At 38.3% G+C, this 18,493-nt stretch carries 16 protein-coding genes and 1 pseudogene; 10 read left to right on the top strand and 7 right to left on the bottom strand.

The features are described 5' to 3' along the window. Window position 1 precedes the first annotated feature (1 nt). Window positions 2–1,552, bottom strand: coding sequence for an IS21 family transposase (istA, locus tag ACHZES_RS13285; protein ID WP_395549405.1), 1,551 nt, complete (start codon window positions 1,550–1,552; stop codon window positions 2–4). A 62-nt stretch (window positions 1,553–1,614) separates the two neighbouring features. On the opposite strand from istA, the gene ACHZES_RS13280 reads away from it, so the two are divergent. The 3 genes and pseudogenes from ACHZES_RS13280 to ACHZES_RS13270 form a co-directional block, all read left to right on the top strand. Then, window positions 1,615–2,730 carry an HNH endonuclease domain-containing protein gene (locus tag ACHZES_RS13280; protein WP_404820232.1) on the top strand — a complete coding sequence of 372 codons (1,116 nt, stop codon included), beginning with the start codon at window positions 1,615–1,617 and terminating at the stop codon, window positions 2,728–2,730. Window positions 2,731–2,887: 157 nt separating this feature from the next. After that, window positions 2,888–3,757: a GIY-YIG nuclease family protein gene (locus tag ACHZES_RS13275; protein WP_395549178.1), complete on the top strand. Its 870-nt coding sequence runs from the start codon at window positions 2,888–2,890 to the stop codon at window positions 3,755–3,757. A gap of 16 nt (window positions 3,758–3,773) precedes the next feature. Then, window positions 3,774–3,944: pseudogene (locus tag ACHZES_RS13270) on the top strand (IS256 family transposase); the annotation flags it as partial. 425 nt (window positions 3,945–4,369) lie between these two features. Here ACHZES_RS13270 and ACHZES_RS13265 read toward each other — a convergent pair. Both ACHZES_RS13265 and ACHZES_RS13260 read right to left on the bottom strand, forming a co-directional pair. Next, window positions 4,370–5,473, bottom strand: coding sequence for a glycerol dehydrogenase (locus ACHZES_RS13265; RefSeq protein WP_395549177.1), 1,104 nt, complete (start codon window positions 5,471–5,473; stop codon window positions 4,370–4,372). Window positions 5,474–5,786: 313 nt separating this feature from the next. Next, the gene (locus ACHZES_RS13260) at window positions 5,787–7,199 is read right to left on the bottom strand and encodes a PLP-dependent aminotransferase family protein (RefSeq protein WP_395549176.1); all 1,413 of its coding nucleotides are present in this window, start codon (window positions 7,197–7,199) and stop codon (window positions 5,787–5,789) included. Between the two features lie 114 nt (window positions 7,200–7,313). Between ACHZES_RS13260 and ACHZES_RS13255 the strand changes: the two genes are divergently transcribed. Next, window positions 7,314–7,787, top strand: a complete 474-nt coding sequence (locus tag ACHZES_RS13255) for a pyridoxamine 5'-phosphate oxidase family protein (RefSeq protein WP_038283274.1) — start codon at window positions 7,314–7,316, stop codon at window positions 7,785–7,787. 13 nt (window positions 7,788–7,800) lie between these two features. After that, entirely contained in the window at window positions 7,801–8,211 is a 411-nt protein-coding gene (locus tag ACHZES_RS13250; protein WP_395549175.1) for a YbaN family protein, read from the top strand. 294 nt (window positions 8,212–8,505) lie between these two features. Here the strand turns inward: ACHZES_RS13250 and ACHZES_RS13245 are convergent, their stop codons facing one another. From ACHZES_RS13245 to ACHZES_RS13230, 4 genes are all read right to left on the bottom strand, one after another. Then, complete coding sequence (locus ACHZES_RS13245) at window positions 8,506–9,300, bottom strand: sirohydrochlorin cobaltochelatase (RefSeq protein ID WP_395549174.1); 795 nt, start codon at window positions 9,298–9,300, stop codon at window positions 8,506–8,508. Window positions 9,301–9,339: 39 nt separating this feature from the next. After that, the gene (locus ACHZES_RS13240) at window positions 9,340–10,377 is read right to left on the bottom strand and encodes a YeiH family protein (RefSeq protein WP_395549172.1); all 1,038 of its coding nucleotides are present in this window, start codon (window positions 10,375–10,377) and stop codon (window positions 9,340–9,342) included. A gap of 98 nt (window positions 10,378–10,475) precedes the next feature. Continuing rightward, window positions 10,476–11,429 carry a (4Fe-4S)-binding protein gene (locus ACHZES_RS13235; protein WP_100043407.1) on the bottom strand — a complete coding sequence of 318 codons (954 nt, stop codon included), beginning with the start codon at window positions 11,427–11,429 and terminating at the stop codon, window positions 10,476–10,478. 33 nt (window positions 11,430–11,462) lie between these two features. Beyond that, window positions 11,463–13,088 (bottom strand): FAD-dependent oxidoreductase, encoded by a 1,626-nt coding sequence (locus ACHZES_RS13230; RefSeq protein ID WP_395549171.1) that lies wholly within the window; start codon window positions 13,086–13,088, stop codon window positions 11,463–11,465. A 129-nt stretch (window positions 13,089–13,217) separates the two neighbouring features. Between ACHZES_RS13230 and ACHZES_RS13225 the strand changes: the two genes are divergently transcribed. The 5 genes from ACHZES_RS13225 to cobA all read left to right on the top strand — a co-directional run bounded on the left by ACHZES_RS13225 (window position 13,218) and on the right by cobA (window position 18,439). Next, window positions 13,218–14,120 carry a LysR family transcriptional regulator gene (locus ACHZES_RS13225; protein ID WP_395549170.1) on the top strand — a complete coding sequence of 301 codons (903 nt, stop codon included), beginning with the start codon at window positions 13,218–13,220 and terminating at the stop codon, window positions 14,118–14,120. A gap of 130 nt (window positions 14,121–14,250) precedes the next feature. After that, complete coding sequence (gene hemA / locus ACHZES_RS13220; RefSeq protein ID WP_395549169.1) at window positions 14,251–15,483, top strand: glutamyl-tRNA reductase; 1,233 nt, start codon at window positions 14,251–14,253, stop codon at window positions 15,481–15,483. A gap of 48 nt (window positions 15,484–15,531) precedes the next feature. Beyond that, a complete protein-coding gene (locus ACHZES_RS13215) occupies window positions 15,532–16,017 on the top strand; it encodes a bifunctional precorrin-2 dehydrogenase/sirohydrochlorin ferrochelatase (protein ID WP_395549168.1) in 486 nt (161 codons plus the stop codon). 8 nt (window positions 16,018–16,025) lie between these two features. Beyond that, entirely contained in the window at window positions 16,026–16,931 is a 906-nt protein-coding gene (hemC, locus tag ACHZES_RS13210) for a hydroxymethylbilane synthase (protein ID WP_154526555.1), read from the top strand. Further along, window positions 16,928–18,439, top strand: a complete 1,512-nt coding sequence (cobA, locus tag ACHZES_RS13205) for a uroporphyrinogen-III C-methyltransferase (protein WP_395549167.1) — start codon at window positions 16,928–16,930, stop codon at window positions 18,437–18,439. Before hemC ends, cobA begins: the two co-directional genes overlap by 4 nt. Window positions 18,440–18,493 lie beyond the last annotated feature (54 nt).

Raw genomic sequence — 18,493 nt, 5'->3', positions numbered from 1 at the left:
TTTACCTCCGATAATAGTCGGCACCTCTTGTGATGCCATACTTGTTTTGTGTGTTTGCTGATTTTGTTCCAAAATCAGTATCAACAGATTTGTCATGCCCCGCGGTGAGTATGTTTTTAATACTTTTGTAGCTAGGCGTTGCTGTGTAGCTGAGAGCCTTTTCACAGGCAGCTTCTAATCTCTCTACTGAGTATTTATCAGCAAGCTTAAGAAGTCCCATACAGCCTTTATAAGTCTGTTGTTCCACACGTTTGGAGGTAAGGATTGCATCCACTACCTTGTACGTATTGTTACCGATCCGCTCACCCCACTTACGGAAACGGTCACCGTTCCACTCCAGATATTTCTGGTGGTCTTCTGGCATATGTTCCAGGATCGTATCATACTGACCTTTTCTGCCATGAAGTCTTTTGTGAGAAGCTATGCGGTTGTGGTTGTAGAAAATTTCAATTGTAGTATCTGTTACCCTGACATCTACCTTGCGTTTAATGTATTCATATGGAACCGAGTATAGCATTCCATCAATGGATATGTGATAATTGAACTGAACAGTGGCCTGTTTCCAGTCCGCCAGTTCAAAAGAGGTAGCAGGTAGGGGAGCCAGCAATGGCAGTTCTTCGTCGCGGAAGAGTTCCAATCGGCTACCTTCTTTCTTTTGAAAGAGCCTTTTATTGAATTCTTCTAGTTTCTGACGTATCACACGATTTAATTCTGCAAGTGAAAAGAACTGTTCATCACGTAGTGCAGCGATAATCCAGGTGGAAATATTTCCGACGGATCCTTCTGCATTTGGCTTGTCCTTAGGTGCACGCACTCTGGCTGGAATAATAGCAGTACCATAGTGTTCAGCCATTTCCTGATATGTGGCATTGATTCGTTGATCATTCCAGTTATTATTATGTATTACTGCTGTTTTGCAGTTGTCAGGAACCAGAATCTTAGCAACACCACCAAAGAACTGATACATGTGAACATGTGCTCTAATCCACGCAGGTTGCTTTTCATCAATGAATGCTTCTGCATACACGTATTGGCTATAGGTCATAACACCAACGAAAACGTAAGCATTTATGATTTCACCCGTATCTGGATCGATGAGGTGAGCTGGATCACCAGCCCAATCCACTTCCACCTGTTCACCAGGTTTACGATTGATGTGCATGGTTGCACGGTGTTTCTGCTCATCCTGCTGGATATAATAGCAGAACTGGGAATACATCAAAGGCTCATCGCCATTTAATCGGCAATCCTCCATGTATTCAGTCCACAGGAGCTTTTTACTAACGCCATTGCGGAGTAGCTCCTTGCGGATGTAAGCATAATCAGGCATACGTTTATTCGATGCTTCGATATGCTTGCCTTTTTCTGGAAAAAGAATTCCAGCAAGGACTTCGTCGGTCTGGTTCTTATCGAGTGGCCATGAAATATTTAATTCGCTGGCTTTCTTAAGAACACTGTTGACGGTTTTTTTAGAGACACTGCAGCTATCTGCAATACTCTGTTGGCTGAGATGTAGACTATGTAGTCTTAAAATCTCTCGATATTTGGTCATGATAGTGACCTCCCATAATGAATTTACACCGACAGGGTGCATGATTTCATTATAAGACTTTTATGTTTAAATGGTTTCCAACACCGAAATGTCGGTTTCCTTTAAAACGGAATAACGGTTTCCATAGTCCGGACAGATGGTGTAATCAGCTCCGGATTACTCATTGGTTTCAGGCTATCTTAAATAAGGTTGTTTCAGGAAAACAGGAATTGACTTTTAATGAGCTTGTCGATGAAATGGTTGCTGATGCATGGTATATGGTTTCTGAATATAAGCTGAACCTGGGACCTTCTGATAATCTTGAAGCGTTGGTTCATTATGTAAAACAGATTAGTGGGATGAAAACCAGTGAAAAAAAAGAAAATATCATTAAGTTTTTAGAAAGCTGCGAAGATAAAAAAGTTCGTGAAATGAAGCGGACTTTAACTCGTAATGTTCCTTACCGGTTACAAGCGCCATTTATGCAGTTGCTGCGAGGGAAGGAATGGGATATATCGGAAAAAAAATTAATAGAAAAAATTAATTTGGAAAAGCGGTTAATCTATTATTTTGCAGAACTATCTGGAATATCGACCCGTATTTATATTCAACCAGAATGGTGTTCTTATTTTAATGAAAATCAAAAAATTATAAAAGAGTGGATTCAGTATAATTTGATCACTTATTTACAAAGGCGCAATCCCAGTGTACCTGGAATATCCAATAAATTAGATCCGCCTCAGACAAGAAAGTTGAATTTAGTAACTCACTATTGGAAAACGATTATTGAACTTTCACCTATTCGAGATATTTATGGAAATGAACTGTTGACTAAAGATAATTTGTCGATTGACCATTTTGTACCATGGTCTTATGTGGCACATGATGAGTTCTGGAACCTTCATCCTACTACAAAGAGTATTAATAGCAGTAAGAGTAATCATCTTCCTGAGTGGAACCGGTATTTTCCTGCTTTGATGGAGTATCTTTCGTATCAAATGATGTGGAGATATGAAGGTGTGCATAAGAAATTTGAAAATTGTAGAAATGAGCATATAAATAGTGACGATGTGTTTATGCGATTATATCGGCCGGAGATTGGACAGGAGGAATTTGGTTCCAGTTTAGAGCATGTTTTATTTCCTTTGTTTGAGGCGGCGAAGAATGTTGGGTTTGTGGAGTGGGAGTATGGAGAGTAATCTTCCAGAAGTTTGCAAGTAGTGTATCTTCTCCTTAAGCATAGCACAGTGCTACATCTTTGACTATACCAGAGCTCACTTGTGAGCTGGTACAAGAAAGCTTAATCCCATAATACGTAATATTAGTATCGAAAAATTATCACAAGGAGGTATACATATGCCCGGACAACTTATCAGAATGTTTCTAGCGGATGGAATTGCAGAGGGTATCAAAACCCTTGAAATATCTAATAAAACAATTTTTTGCACATTTTTTCCGCGACCGATGTTTGAGCAGTTCAAAGTGCGGAAAGAAAATAACCGTCCAGGTGTTTATATTTTACTTGGAGACGATGTTGACAGCGAGAACACTAAAATATATATTGGTGAGGGTGACCCAGTAGGGCCTCGACTATACTCACATTATGGCAATAAGGATTTTTGGACAGATGCGCTTGTGCTCACTTCCAAGGACGATTACCTCACCAAGACGCAGATACAATACATTGAATCCAGGTTGATTTCTCTTGCACACGAATGTGGTCAAGTTGTTTTAGACAACAGCAACCACCCAGAGCTTCCCAACATCTCCGAAGTTGATGAAGCAGAGGTTGGGGCATTTTTAGATAGTATATTGCTTTTGATTAAAGCCCTGGGCTACAATTTTTTTCATCCAATTTCAGTTACTATAGAAAGTTCTAATATATCGCCTGTTGTTTTTGAGCTCACGGGTAGTAGAACCTTGGCACATGGTAAAATGTGCATACAAAATGGAAAATATGTACTAATGAAGAATTCTAAACTGGTAAAGAATGAAGTACCGTCCGCTAGTGATTGGGTTAAAAATAATCGAAAACGGTTAAAAGATAATGGATTACTTGACGAATCCTCAGATAACACTTATACATTAAATGCAGATACAGAGTTTAGGAGTTCCTCTGGTGCAGCAACAGTTGTAATGGGAGGAAATACCAATGGTTTGAAAGCTTGGAAATATAATGGAAGAACACTTGCAGAGTATGAAAGAGATATAAGCAGCCCTTCCTAGTCCTCACTATTATCTTAGGAGAGAAAAAGTAGTAGGAGCATTCCCAGATGGTCAGTCCGCTCTAATGTTGGTATGTACCCGTCTACGCCATGTGGCAGGGACCTGGTGGGGGGCTAAACTATATATGAATATGAAACATCTTGATCACAGGCAATCTGCTGAAGAAGTAGTTCACATAGCTGGTTAACTTTCCGGAAACCAAATGACTAAAATGAATTTACAAAAAACCTTGAAGGTAATGCGTTAGAGCGAACAAAATGAATACTAAAGTCTATTTTCCCAACCGATGATTCGATCCGGTAAGGAAATCACAAAGAAGTGAGCACAACCGTCAAGAGATGGGGCAATGACATACAGCCAGACCATGATAATCTTTGCAGATCGTTTTGCTGCGTAAGGCTCTGAGAGTTGTCCCTCAAACTCCTGAGTTTTATCCTCAGGAGTTTGAGGAGAAATGGAAAACGGCAGACTCAAGGCCCGCCGCTACTCCATATAAACCACAGCAAGCGTTTGGGATGCCCTCAGCCTTAACCCATATGCTCTGCAAATTTTTTGGATTGTTATTCTATTTACACTAAAGTATGTCCATACCCACTTTGAAAGGGTCTTTAATTAAATCCGCTTTGCTTTAAAATAATGACCCAGTCTATCTGTGGCAATAATTGCATCACAAACTATTTCAGGTGTTAATGTTAATGGCATGTTCCCCATTGTATCATTAGGGCTACATGCTAATTCTGCAACTTTCATTATTTCATCTATTTTAATCTCATGAATTCCAAGATCCTCCAGAGTAGTTGGCAATCCGACATCTAAACAAAAATTTATCACTTCTTCAAATTCTTCCGGAGAAGCATTTTCAAGTACTAATTGAGTTAAGGTACCAAAAGCCACTTTCTCACCATGGTAACACTGATGTGTTTCATGGATAGCTGTAAATCCATTATGAATCGCATGGGCTGCTGCGATACCACAGCTTTCAAAACCAATACCTGAAAGATATGTATTTGCTTCAACAATGTTTTCCAGTGCTTTAGTGCATACTTTCGCTTGTGCAGAAACAAGAGCCTGAATACCGTTAGCAAGTAATGTATCATAACATAATCTGGCAATTGCCATAGAGGTGATGGTATAGTAGCCGCCAATAAAGTTAGGACTGTTTGACTGCTTACATGCACGGGCTTCAAAATAGGTTGCCAATGCATCTCCCATGCCAGATACAAGTAAACGTGCCGGAGCAGAACTAATTACTTCAGTATCGACCAAAACCATGTTTGGATTTTTAGGAAGAAAAAGATAATCTTCAAAAGCGCCGTCGTCTGTATAGATAACTGATAAAGCACTGCATGGAGCATCTGTTCCGGCAATAGTAGGAACGATTACTATAGGAGCTTCTGCGTAATAAGCAAGAGCTTTTGCTGTATCGTGGATCTTTCCTCCTCCAATACCAACAACTACATCACAACCAGATTCTTTATATACGTTCACTAAGCGGTCAATTTCATTACGAGAGCACTCACCTTGAAAAATTTCGAAAGATAATTTTGTATTATATTCTTTTGCACTCTTTTCGATAGGATCTTTAACACGTCCCTTACCAGATTCGCTAACTAAAATAAAGGGCGCCTTTCCTATATTTTGCAAATGTTTACATAGCTCACCTAATATCCCTCTGCCTTGAACGTAACGTTCAGGGCTGCCAATTATATTAGCCATGTTAATTCCTCCTTAGATTGTTAGTTTGATAATTACATATCGATAAATATTTATCGATATAATATATTATATTTTTATTATACATAAATGTCAATCCAGATAAGTAATTATAGTTAATTTTTTGTCAAAGGATATTAGGGATCCAGGACTATCACCAGTTTTACAGATCGGTTATTATGCGTGATCCTCTGCCAGGATTGGTACAATAGCATTCTCTATATTTTGCTTCTTGCTATCCGGGGGATTTTTCTACTCCAAGCATCGAAAACGCTAATTTATTCTATTGGCAGCGTTTGCTTTACTTTAATTTTCATTATTTTATAAACCAAGCGGAGGATAGCCGGGTGATACCGTCCACAATTTCTTCTTCTGATAAACTGCTGTATCCCATGAGAACCATATTATCCGAGTAGCTTTGCAGGTTCATCCAATAGTCGGATACCGGATAAACACCAACCCCCGCCCTTTGTGCTGACGCAATGAGTTCTTTTTCGGACATCCCATTGTGAACCTCCAGCAGAATGTGCAGACCGGCATTTTTACCATGGATGTTTACCCTCCCTGCCATCTGACTTTGGATTGTGGAGATTAACATATCATGCTTTCTTTTATTGGATACAGTGGATTTGTTCAGCATCCGATTCCAATGTCCCTGCTGGATAAAGTGATACATGACTTTCTGATCCAGCCAAGGAATAGAACAATGATAACTTGAAAAGTTAGCATGGTATTGCTTCAACAATTCCTCAGGCAAAACGAGAAAACCCATTCTTAGTCCGGGTGCAAGCACTTTGGAAAAGGTATTGACATAAATCACACGTTCATTCTTGTCGAGGGAATGTATAGAGGGGATTGGTCTGCTGTTATAACGAAGCTCACTGTCATAATCGTCCTCGATAATATAAGCGTGATTCTGCTCCGCCCATTCTAACAGCTTAAGCCGTTTGTTGATTGACATGACAATACCTGTTGGAAACTGATGGGAGGGCGTGTTATAGACTAGCTTTGTACCGGAAGCCGAGAGTTTCATCAAATTAATGCCATCATCCTGTAATCCAATAGGCATCACACCATAACCATGATTGATGAAGGTTTCTCTGGCACTGTCATAGCAGGGGTCCTCCACAGCGACAATGTTGGTTTCCTGCATGAGCAACTGGCAGACTAAACTCAGGGCTGACATAGCTCCGGAGCAAAGAATAATTTGTTCCGGACGGCAAACAACCCCTCTGGAGTTGGTGAGATATTTCATAATCTGTACCCGAAGTGCTGAATCTCCCTTTTTCTCATGATAATCAGTGATATTCCCAATTTCATCGGATAGCAATACCTGGTTCAGCAGTTTACGCCAGATACGAAGGGGGAAATTCTCAATATCAAGTCTGCAGTATTTGAAATCATACTGTATGGTATATGTTTCTTCTGATTCTTGTGTAATGGGCTTTTTAAAGTCAGTTTGTTTTATATGGGACGGAGCAAGGTTGTTTATCGCTATCTTCTGTACCTTATAACCGCTGCCAACCTTGCTTTGAATATAACCTTCGGAACAAAGCTGCTGATATGCACTGTCAACTGTATTTTTTGCAACTATGACTGTACTGGCCAATGTTCTGATAGGTGGGAGAAGGCTTCCCTCGCATAACTCTCCGGATATAATCTTGTCCCTTAGTTGATGATAAATTTGCATATATAGCGGTTCATCTGAATGCCTGTCTATGATTAACATATGCTCTCTCCTTAATTGTACCTATTAAAAATTTGATAATTGTCGCTTTTGATAGATACAATTATACGTTATACTTGATAAGAAATAAAGTATCTTATTATGGAGGAATAAATCATGCAACACAGAATGAAAACACATATGATGACCAAGGACAAGATGGAGGATTTGCTGAATCGGACTGCAACGTGTAGTCTTGCTATGCTGAATGAGGAAGGTACACCGTATGTCATACCAATGCACCATGTCTATCACAATGGCTTTATTTATATGCACGGCTTACCCAAGGGTAAAAAAATCAACAACATCAAAGCAGACCCTCATGTGAGTATCACCGCTTATGAAATGCAAGACTTACTCCTTGACCCGGACGGCAAGGCTTGCGATACCAACACAAAATACGAAAGTGTGATACTTTCTGGTATGGCTACCTTGGTGGATGATATTGACCTGAAAAGGGAAGCCCTGATGGAGGTTGTAAAAAAATATACCCCTCACCTATCAGGGACTACGCTGCCTGAAAATATGGTAAGAGGAACAGCAGTCATTCAGGTAGAGATTCTTGAAATGACAGGAAAATACTACGATTAAGGATATGCCGCATATGAAGAAAATCCTTAATCTCGTCTTTTTGTTCATTGGGTTTCTGGCGGTTGGACTCGGAACGGTTGGCATTATCCTTCCGATTTTGCCAACCACCCCGTTTTATCTGTTGGCTTGTTTCTGTTTCGCAAAAGGTTCGCCGCAGTTCCATAAGTGGTTTACAGGCACGAAGCTATATCAGAAATACTTGGCGGAGTTTGTAAGAACACGAGCCATGACGCTGAAGGCAAAGCTCGGCCTGTGCATTCCGGTGAGTTGTATCCTAATCATTACCATGGTGCTTATTCCGTCATGGACTCTCCGAACAGGAATTGCTTGTATTATGGTATTCAAATGGTGGTATTTTACTTTCAGAATCAAGACAATACCAAGCAAAATACCACCTCATAAAACAGTGCAGGAGCACATATGAAAAAACCTGAAATCAAATCTCAGTAGTTGAACGCAAGGGTAAAATGGGAGGCCACAGAGGTCACAAGGTTGGTGATATCTTCTAATGGAGTGATGTTAGGGATATCGTAATGGTTCATATAAAGGTTGATATGGCCAGGAGTTTTTGAAGTTCAGTGTTTTCTATACCATTTTGCCAGTTTCGCTAATTCCTGGAGTGATGGTTTAGGTATGAAATGAGTTATTAAAAATAAAACTATGACAATGCTGTGAAATCAGCGAGACATAGTTTTATTTGCATTTATTGTTTTGGGAATTAAAGAAGTAAATTATCATTATTAATTTGTGTTTGCAGCTGATCTATCAATAGCTGTTGAATGAAAGGCTCGTTTCCAAGACCTGACAGAACACAGTCTACTTTGAAACCTGCTGCAGTTAAAACAGAATATAAAGATTCCTGATTCTTGCCGGCCATGTCGTGAAAGACGTGATAACCGGCAAGCATTAGTAATGGAATTAACCGTATATATTTTATACCTCTTTTATGTAACATGGCGATATAGTTATCTATATCCGAAAGAGAATCTAGAGTTAACACATAATAATTTATGTGATGATTATTATGAAAATATGTTTCAAGCTCATTGTAATAAATACTGGATGAGTGGGAGCTGCCATGCCCTAAGAATACAATTGCTTCATCATCGTTGCGAACTGGATATAGGGTTGCAAGGGAAGTGGAAAATGGGCCATAGCATTCTTTTGCAGCCAGTAATGGTGTACAAATGTTGATCTCATTAAATAAATGTTGATGATCAGCTAGAATTTGTTGCATTTTAAGAAAACTATGACCAGGCAGTAGGAATGTTGGTAGGATAAAAAGTGTAGTTATTTTATTATAATATAGCTGTTCCAGCACCTTAAAGAGAAAAGGCAAGCCCGTGGAATCCTTATCCTGTCCATGGCTAATGATTGCTGGATATACAGCATAGTCATGTAAGGCTGATTTTAATTGTTTTTCTAGTGCTAAGATAAAGCAATTACCGGAACTTAAAGAATTTTTACCATAACTTACAATTAGAATTGCTTTTTTTGATTGATGCAGATCCATAGTGATAGGGCTCCTTTCCTCTTAAAATATCTTTTTATATTAACCAATAAAATCTGCAAACAAATGAATGAATATCATAGAGGAAGCTGCAACAGCCAACCAAGTGCAGCCACCAAGAATAATAGGCTTAATACCTTTCGTTAATAAATCTTTGAATTTGATCTTGAATCCTACGCCTGCTAATGCAATGGTAATAAATAATTTATAACCGGTTTTTAGGTATTTATCTAATCCGTTAACTAAATCGAACAACCCCACTGTATTTAAAACTGCCATTATTAAAAAGCCAAGGATAAACCATGGGAATACTTTTAATACGGTTTTTGAAATACTTGTTTGCTCCGCATTTGCAGCATTGTTCTTAGATTGTTTACGAACTGTGATTACTGTAAAGATTACTGCTAATGCAATGAGCATAGTAGTACGTGTAAGCTTCACTGTAATTGCCAGATTTAAGTCTAAACCATTTATTGCATTATATGTAGCTTCCGATGCTGCAACACTTGATGTATCATTGATTGCAGTACCTGCAAGGAATCCAAATTGATTGGAAGTTAGATTAAGTGCACCTGCTAAATATGGGTATACCAGAGCTGCTAATATATCAAAAAGAAAGATCGCTGTCATAGCGTAAGCAATCTCAGTTTCTTTTGCTTTAATAATAGAAGCGAGAGTAGCAATGGCTGTACCACCACAGATACAAGTTCCTCCACCAACTAAAGTGCAAGTATTCCAGGATTGTTTTAATTGTTTGCCAACGAAATATGCTACTGTAAAGGATAAGCAGATATTTATAATGATTAAAGGAAGCGCCTTCGCACCAAATCCTAAGATTTGAGCAAAATCAAGTGTTCCGCCTGCAAGGATGATACCTAAGTTTAAGCACTTTTTACCTGCAAAAGTTGTACCTTTTTTAAAGTCTTTGTCTACGCTAGGTAAGATGTTTACAAGAAGCATACCGATAAATAGACCAATCATTGGTGCACCAATAATATTTTGAAGTTTTCCAAGATAAGTTGCTATGATTGCAATAACAAAGCAAGTCCCAATAGCCAAGTAAGATTTTTTGTTCATCATTTGTAATGTCCCCTCAAATGTAGTTAAATTTTTAACAATACAGCCCGAAATAATAACCGATAGAGCTTTTACTCTATTCGGTTATTAAAAAGCCTATATTAACAGGTTGCGCCGCCTACTAAGTGAAGCTTAGCATCTAAGATTTCCTGTTTGCGGTCTAGTAAATCATTTGCGTATAACTGAGCTTGAACATTTTCAAAACCAATACGAGAAATCGTATCGGATAAACGTTCTCCGGTTTGTCCTTGTTCTCTATAGAGAAGAATTGTTTTTTCAATGATTGCTAAAGCTTCCTCTTTGCTGGTGAATACACGATCAAGAGAAATTCCGTGTGCTACTTTTTTACCCCATCTGCCACCTATGTAAATCTTGTATCCGCTTATGCCGTCTTCGATGCAATCGAAATGACATTTACCAACACAACGGCCGCAGTTGTTACAGACATCTTTATCAATCGTAGGAACACCATCTACTAACGTTGCAGCAGCCATAGGACATGATTCTACAACAGAACATTTTTTACAAGCATTACAATTATCTTCATCATAGTTAGGAATTAATTGACCGATAATGCCTAAGTCGTTTAAGTCTGGCTTTACACAGTTATTAGGGCAGCCGCCTACAGCAATTTTAAATTTATGAGGTAATTTTACGCTTGCATAGCCATTATAAAAACGTTCGTGAATTTCTTCTGAAAGTTCAAATGTGTCAATAAGGCCATATTGGCAAGTGGTTCCTTTGCAAGATACAACCGGACGTACTTTTGAACCGGTACCACCGGTAACAAGTCCTTCCTTTGCAATATATTCACGGAACTTTTCAATGTTATCGTAATGAACGCCTTGGCATTCAAGTGTTAATCTTGTTGTCATAGTAACGATACCGTTACCATAAATTTCAGATGCTTCAGATAAGCATTTGTTCTGAGCTGCAGTAATTTTACCATTGACTGTAATAATTCTTGCTGAAAAGTTATCAGTTCCCTTGTTTCTAAGAAACCCAAGGGCCTTTACTCTTTTTTCATCTTCTGCAGTTACTTTTAATTGTGTCATGTTTTTCCCTCCATAAAATTAGTTAACTTCTATCTATAACTCAATTGAATTAAATATAGATCCGCCTTCAAGAACCAAAGTATTTGTATATCCGAAGTGTTTCAGACGATTTTGTAATAAATAGGCTCTTTTGCCTTTGGAACAGGCCAGTAATAGTTTATCATCCAATGAGTAGTCCGGGACTTTGCCGGTAACCTTTGTTAAATCCATATAAGGAGCACCCGCAATGGATGGGGCAATAGAGGCATCAATTAATTTGTAACCTTCAGCCTTACCAGCCTTGTAATCTGTTGGAGTGATACTATTAAATGCACCACTAATTTTATTTAAAAGAACATTCACTGTATGGGATAATGGATGAATTGCTGTAGAGAATGGAGGTGCATACGCCAAATCCATGTTCTCAATATCTTCTAAAGTTGCCTTCATCGTAAGGGCTGTAACTGCGATATCAATCATTTTATCAACGCTGCCTTTACCTAATACTTGAAGACCTAATAATTTCTTTGTATTTTTATCAGCAATCATTTTTACTATAAAGTTAGATGCCTGTGGATAGTAGTGTGCTTTATCATCCACTACAGTAACAACACTAACCGCATCATAGCCAGCCGCAATAGCCCCTGCTTCTGTTAAACCAGTTCTTCCTACATTAAGTTCAGGTAATTTGCAAACACCGGTGCCAAGTACTCCGCGATAGGATATGCGGCTTCCGGCTATATTTCTTGCAGCAATACGTCCTTCAATATTAGCGGATGAGCCCATAGGGGACCAGGCGCTTTCTTTGGTTAATGCATTGGATACGCATGCACAGTCACCGACTGCATAGATATCAGGATCGTTTGTCATAAGAAATTCATTAATCTTGATTGTCTGATTTTTCATTAATTCCAGACCAGTGTTTACCGCAAAGGATGTGTTAGCACGAATACCCATTGCAAGAATTACCGCATCACATTTGATCGCACGTTTTCCTGTTTGAACTTTCTCTACTTTCTCTTCACCAAGAATTGCTTCTAATCTGGTATTAGTCATTGCCATAATACTATGGTCAGCCAAATGATCTTCAACATACTCTGCAAATTCAGGGTCAAATCCAGGTAAGATGTGTTCAGCCATATCCAGTACAGTTACGCGTACCCCTTGAAGGCTTAAGTTCTCAGCAACTTCAAGGCCAATAAAACCACCACCTACAACGACTGCACGTTTGATCTTTCCTGCTTCAACTGCTTCGCGAAGACCAATGGCATCTTCAGGAGTTCTCATGTAATATACGCCATCTAAATTAACACCCTCAATGTCTGGCTTTATTGGGCTTGCTCCGGAAGCAATCACTAACTTGTCATAGGAATATGTAGAAATTTCGCTCGTTGCCAGGTTCTTTGCCTCTACAGTTTTTTGGTCTCGGTTCATTTTGATAACTTCAGTCTCAGTCAATACTGTGACACCAGTTAATGTTGAAAAACTAGCTGGTGTATTGACTATTAATTGCTCGCGTTGTTCGATTACGTTACCCACATAGTAAGGCAATCCGCAACCAGCGTAGGAAATATCCTTGCTTTTGGTTAGAATCGTTACGTCATAGTCGCGGTTTTCACGTTTTAACTTTGCTGCAACTTTAGTACCTGCGGCAACGCCGCCAATAATTAAAATCTTCACAGCTACACCCCTTTGTTTATTTTTTAACATATGTTTAATATAGCACTTGTTATAATATAATAAAAGTGATAATATCTTATCGAAGTCATAGGTAAAACCTATGATAGAAAATAAAACAGAGGTGATTCCATGACGATACGCCATTTAAGAATATTTAACGAAGTAGCACAAAGTGGGAAGATGAGCATTGCTGCAGCTAAGTTTTATGTATCTCAGCCAACGGTAAGTCAAGCAATTAAGGAGTTAGAAGATCATTATGGGGCGCTATTGTTTGAACGGTTATCGAAAAAACTATATATAACTGAAAAGGGAAGACAGCTGCTTTTATATTCAAAGCAAGTGGTAGAACAATTTGATTATTTAGAAAGTAAAATGTTTGAAATAACAGGGTATCAAAAGCTTAAAATTGGTTCCACGATTACAATAGGAAGCTGCCTTATCAGTGATATATTGAACTCATATCAAGAGTTGAATAACGAAGTTGAAATCTATTCCTACATAAACAACACACACGATATCGAAGAGAAGATATTGAATTCTGAATTAGATATTGGTCTTGTAGAGGGCAGAGTGAAAAGTCCGGATTTAGTGACGATACCTGCTGTAGATGATTACTTGGTTTTAGTCTGCAGCGCTAAACACCCATTTGCAAAGAAAAAGAGCTTTACTTCAAAAGACCTAGCCGGAGAAAAATTTGTAATGCGAGAAGAAGGTAGTGGAACACGAGAGCTATTTGAAAACTATTTAAAAGAACAAGATGTATCTATAAATATTAGCATGGTTGCAAATTGTCCAACAGCAATGATCCGATCTGTGATTGATAATCAATGTTTGGCTGTATTATCAATTCGGCTTGCACGAGAGCAGATTGAAAATGGTAGTATCGTTGTAATTAAGAATAGAGATACCACATGGAATCGCTCCTTTAGTATTGTATATCATAAAAACAAATTTGTATCAAAGCAAATGGAAGAATTTATTGACCTGGTTAAAAAATATAAGTATGCAGAAATCTTCGATCGTTTGTTGTAGTGATATAGGTAAATCTTATGATTGTCTTAGAGGATTCTTATTTGTATCCATATAGGTGCTGTGTTATGTTAAAAGTAACGATACTTGGAGTTTGGATTCTTAAGTAGAATGAAAAAGTGAGGTTGTAAAAATGAACATCAGCATGGTAGGGATTGACTATAATACCGCTAATATCGAAGATAGAGAGCATTTTTCTCTAACATTTGAAAAACAGTTAGAAATTGCAAAAGTAATAAAAGAGAGATATCACTCGAGCGGTTGTATCATAGTATCTACCTGCAATCGAACCGAAATCTGGTTTAGTGAATTAGGTACATCTGAATTAGAATGCTTTAGTCAGCTAGTGATAGGTGAAAATGCCAAAGAGACTATGGATAGCTTTTGTGTTTGCAGGCAAGGGGATGAGGCAGTAAATTACTTAATGGAATTAGGCTGTGGTATTCACTCCCAGATATTTGGTGAAGATCAGATTTTAACTCAATTAAAACAAGCTATGCAGCAGGCAAGAGAGTATCAATATATAGACTCTGTCTTAGAGTGTTTATTTCGAATTGCTATTACAGCTGCCAAAAAAGTCAAAACAAATATTCAAATAGCAAAGAGCAACACTTCCCTGCCTCACGCAATTGTAGAACAACTGGAAAAAGAACAGGGTGATTTAACGGGTAAATCTTGTTTAGTAATTGGTAATGGAGAAATGGGTCGTTTAATGGCTCAAAATTTATTAGAGAAAAAGTGCGAGGTGTGGATGACCCTTCGCCAATATAAGAAAAGTAAAGCAATCATTCCGGAAGGCAGTGGAGTGGTATTATATGATGAGAGATATGAACATATTGCGGCTATGGACTATATTTTTAGTGCGACTAAAAGCCATCATTTTACCATAAATAAGAATACGTTTGAGAATAAAAGACGGAAAGGAAAGAACTATTATCTGATTGATATGGCTATCCCAAGAGATATCGAGCCAAGTGTAGAAGAACTTGATGATGTAAGTGTATTCAATATGGATTACTTTAGTCAGGAAGCAAAAGGTAGAGAAAATGTTTTAGAAGAAACAAGGGAACTGTTATCTGAATATGTAGATGAATTTAAACAGTGGTATCAATTCCGTAATCTTGCATCAACGGTTGATGGGATCAGTGATATTGTTAGTGAAATTACAGATGCTAAGTTGACAAAAGTCTATAAATCAATTGATATATCTAAGGAACAACAAGAACAATTGCAATCCAATGTTCAAATGGCTACTAAAAAAGCAGTATCTAAGATTATATTTGGACTTCGTGATGTCTTACAGATTGACCAATGTGAAGAAGTACTAAAAGCGTTGGAACAATCAGCAATGTATTGCGTTAAGTAAACAAGTCTTGTACTTACATAAGTATGCGAATTAGGTAGGAGGAAAGATTTGAAATTTCCGGTATTTATAGATTTGCAGGATAGAAAGATTATAGTGATTGGTGGGGGAAATATAGCTTTAAGAAGAATACAAACGTTGCTTCCGTTTGGCGGGAAGATAACGGTTATCTCACCAGGCTTGCATGAAGATTTACTCGATTTATTTCATAACCATCAGATTGGCTGGTTAAAAAAAGAATATGCAAAGGGCGATTGTAAGCAAGGATATATGGTTTTAGCATGCACCAATGATAGAAACGTTAATTATTCCGTCTATAAGGAAACAAAAGAAATGGATTGTTACCGTAATATTTGTGACTGTAAAGAAGAGAGCAATTTCTATTTTCCTGGTATTGCAAGTAAGGGAGAGATTGTAGTTGGAATAACAGCCAGCGGTACGAATCATCATTTAGTAAAAAGTGTGACAAGGAAAATACAACAGGAATTAGAGACAAATGCCTGGGAGACAAAGTTTTCAGATTATGGAAAGGCTTAATTATAAATATGAAAAAGAATAAAATTGTAGTGGGTAGTCGAGATAGTAAATTAGCTGTAATGCAGACTGAAATAGTAATGAAAGAGATTATGCGCTACAATCCGGAAATAGAGCTGGAGTTAATTACGTTAAAGACTACCGGTGATTTAATATTAGATCAGAGCTTAGATAAGATTGGTGGAAAAGGCCTCTTTGTTAAGGAATTAGACCAAGCATTGCTAGATGGTAGAATTGATATTGCGATTCATAGCTTAAAGGATATGCCGATGGAAGAGAATGAAGAGCTTCCAATTGTGGCGTTACCAAAGCGCGGGGATGCAAGAGATGTATTAGTGCTGCCACAAGGATGTGAATTCGTAGAAAATGAAGATAAGGCTTTATACTATCAAAATATCGGTTCTTCTAGTGCAAGAAGAAAGTTACAAATAAAAAAATTAATTCCAGATGCGTGTACAAGTATTGTTCGAGGAAATGTTATTACAAGACTGGCTAAATTAGATAGGGGAGATTATTCTTCTTTGATTTTAGCAGCAGCAGGGTTACAAAGAGTCGGATTACCTCAACGTATTAGCTACTTTTTTTCTGTGGAAGAGATGATTCCGGCAGCAGGTCAAGGCATTCTTTCCATTCAAGCCAGAAGAGATTTAGATGTCGAATTCTTAAAATACATAAAGGATGATAATACCACATATGCAGCCTTGGCAGAAAGAAGCTTTGTCCGCACTTTAGATGGAGGCTGTTCTTCTCCGATTGCAGCGCATGCAACGGTAGAAGGGGAATATATAAAATTAATCGGCTTGTATTATAATGAGTCAACTACAGAACACAGAGTTGCCGAAGCTGTAGACCGCAAGGAAAGAGCAGAAATAGTCGGAGAACAATTAGCATTACGCTTAAGAGGTGAGATTGGATGATGGCAGGAAAAGTGTGGTTAGTTGGTGCAGGACCATCGGATCCTGGATTGCTTACGATAAAAGGAAAAGATGTTTTAGAGCAAGCGGAAGTAGTGGTATATGATCAGTTGGTAGGACAAGGAATTCTTCAGATGATACCAAAGTCTGCTAAGAAAATAAATGTTGGAAAATATTCGGGAAATCATACGGTAGTACAAGAGCGGATTAATGAAATTCTGTTAGAAGAAGCGTTAGAGGGAAAAAGAGTAGTAAGGTTAAAAGGCGGTGATCCTTTCTTATTTGGCCGAGGGGGAGAGGAACTTGAGCTGCTTTGTGAACATGGTGTTCCTTATGAGATAGTACCAGGTATTACATCTGCAATCTCTGTACCTGCCTATGCGGGGATACCGGTGACTCATCGTGATTTTACCTCCTCCTTGCATATAATTACCGGACATAGAAAGAAAGGATGCCAGGAATCCATAGATTATAAAAGCTTAGCAGCGCTTGGAGAAGCAACACTCGTGTTTTTAATGGGGGTTGCTGCATTATCTGATATTTGCAGAGGGTTAATAGAAGCAGGAATGGATCAAACGACTCCTGCAGCAATATTAGAGCGTGGTACATCGGCAAGGCAGAGAAATGTGATTGCAACGATTGCTACTTTGCCGGAGGAAGCCACAAAGCAGAACATAGGAACACCTGGAATTATTGTAGTAGGCAAAGTGTGTTCACTTTCTCAAACCTTTGCTTGGGCAGAGAAGAGACTGCTTGGCGGAGCAAGAGTGGTTGTAACAAGACCAAAAGATAAAGCCTCCACTCTGGCAGCAAAGCTATATGATCTTGGAGCAGAGGTAGTCATGCTATCAGGAACTTCAACAAAACCAATTGCGGATAACAACCAATTGATAGAGGTACTTCATACAATAAAGGATTATAAATGGATTCTGTTTGGAAGTGAAGTGGCTGTAGATATATTTTTTGATAGCTTATGGCAGCAGCAGATAGACATTCGAAGCCTATGGAATTGTCATTTTGGAGCAGTAGGACCTGCTACCCGTAAGGCAATAGAGAAAAGAGGTATTCGTGTAACCTATATGCCAGAGAAATACTATGGAACGGAACTGGGAAAAGGAATTGCAGCAATGGCCCTGCCGGAAGATCATGTGCTTGTATTAATACCCAATGAAACAGACAGCGAACTTGCTAATTATTTATCTACTGCAAATGTTCAGATGAAGGCTGTTCCAGTGTATGATATTATTTATGAAGAAAATGAACAAGTATGTATCGAGGAAGCAGATATTGTAACATTCACAAGTGCTTCAACAGTACGCAGCTTTGTCAAAACAATGAAAGATATGGATTTTCATAAGGTTCAGGCAGTTTGCATTGGTGAGCTAACGGCAAAAGAAGCAGCTTTGTATGGAATGAAAATTACAGTTGCAAAAGAGGCTACCATTGATAGTTTAATTGAACGTGTTATAGAAATAAGTATGAGGGGATCGTATCACCGATTCGAACAATGACAATAAACTATGCAAAAGAACTTGCCAAATTGATAAAGGATGGGAGAATTGATT

Origin of the sequence: Lacrimispora sanguinis, from assembly GCF_044987295.1 — a bacterium.
GTDB lineage: Bacteria > Bacillota > Clostridia > Lachnospirales > Lachnospiraceae > Lacrimispora > Lacrimispora celerecrescens_B.
Note: the sequence above shows the minus strand (reverse complement) of the source record. Positions and strands in the feature narration are given on the sequence as shown.

Coding starts and splice junctions, on each gene's coding strand:
- istA (WP_395549405.1), bottom strand. CDS start 1,552: ATGACCAAATATCGAGAGATTTTAAGACTACATAGTCTACATCTCAGC.
- ACHZES_RS13280 (WP_404820232.1), top strand. CDS start 1,615: ATGTTTAAATGGTTTCCAACACCGAAATGTCGGTTTCCTTTAAAACGG.
- ACHZES_RS13275 (WP_395549178.1), top strand. CDS start 2,888: ATGCCCGGACAACTTATCAGAATGTTTCTAGCGGATGGAATTGCAGAG.
- ACHZES_RS13265 (WP_395549177.1), bottom strand. CDS start 5,473: ATGGCTAATATAATTGGCAGCCCTGAACGTTACGTTCAAGGCAGAGGG.
- ACHZES_RS13260 (WP_395549176.1), bottom strand. CDS start 7,199: ATGTTAATCATAGACAGGCATTCAGATGAACCGCTATATATGCAAATT.
- ACHZES_RS13255 (WP_038283274.1), top strand. CDS start 7,314: ATGCAACACAGAATGAAAACACATATGATGACCAAGGACAAGATGGAG.
- ACHZES_RS13250 (WP_395549175.1), top strand. CDS start 7,801: ATGAAGAAAATCCTTAATCTCGTCTTTTTGTTCATTGGGTTTCTGGCG.
- ACHZES_RS13245 (WP_395549174.1), bottom strand. CDS start 9,300: ATGGATCTGCATCAATCAAAAAAAGCAATTCTAATTGTAAGTTATGGT.
- ACHZES_RS13240 (WP_395549172.1), bottom strand. CDS start 10,377: ATGATGAACAAAAAATCTTACTTGGCTATTGGGACTTGCTTTGTTATT.
- ACHZES_RS13235 (WP_100043407.1), bottom strand. CDS start 11,429: ATGACACAATTAAAAGTAACTGCAGAAGATGAAAAAAGAGTAAAGGCC.
- ACHZES_RS13225 (WP_395549170.1), top strand. CDS start 13,218: ATGACGATACGCCATTTAAGAATATTTAACGAAGTAGCACAAAGTGGG.
- hemA (WP_395549169.1), top strand. CDS start 14,251: ATGAACATCAGCATGGTAGGGATTGACTATAATACCGCTAATATCGAA.
- hemC (WP_154526555.1), top strand. CDS start 16,026: ATGAAAAAGAATAAAATTGTAGTGGGTAGTCGAGATAGTAAATTAGCT.
- cobA (WP_395549167.1), top strand. CDS start 16,928: ATGATGGCAGGAAAAGTGTGGTTAGTTGGTGCAGGACCATCGGATCCT.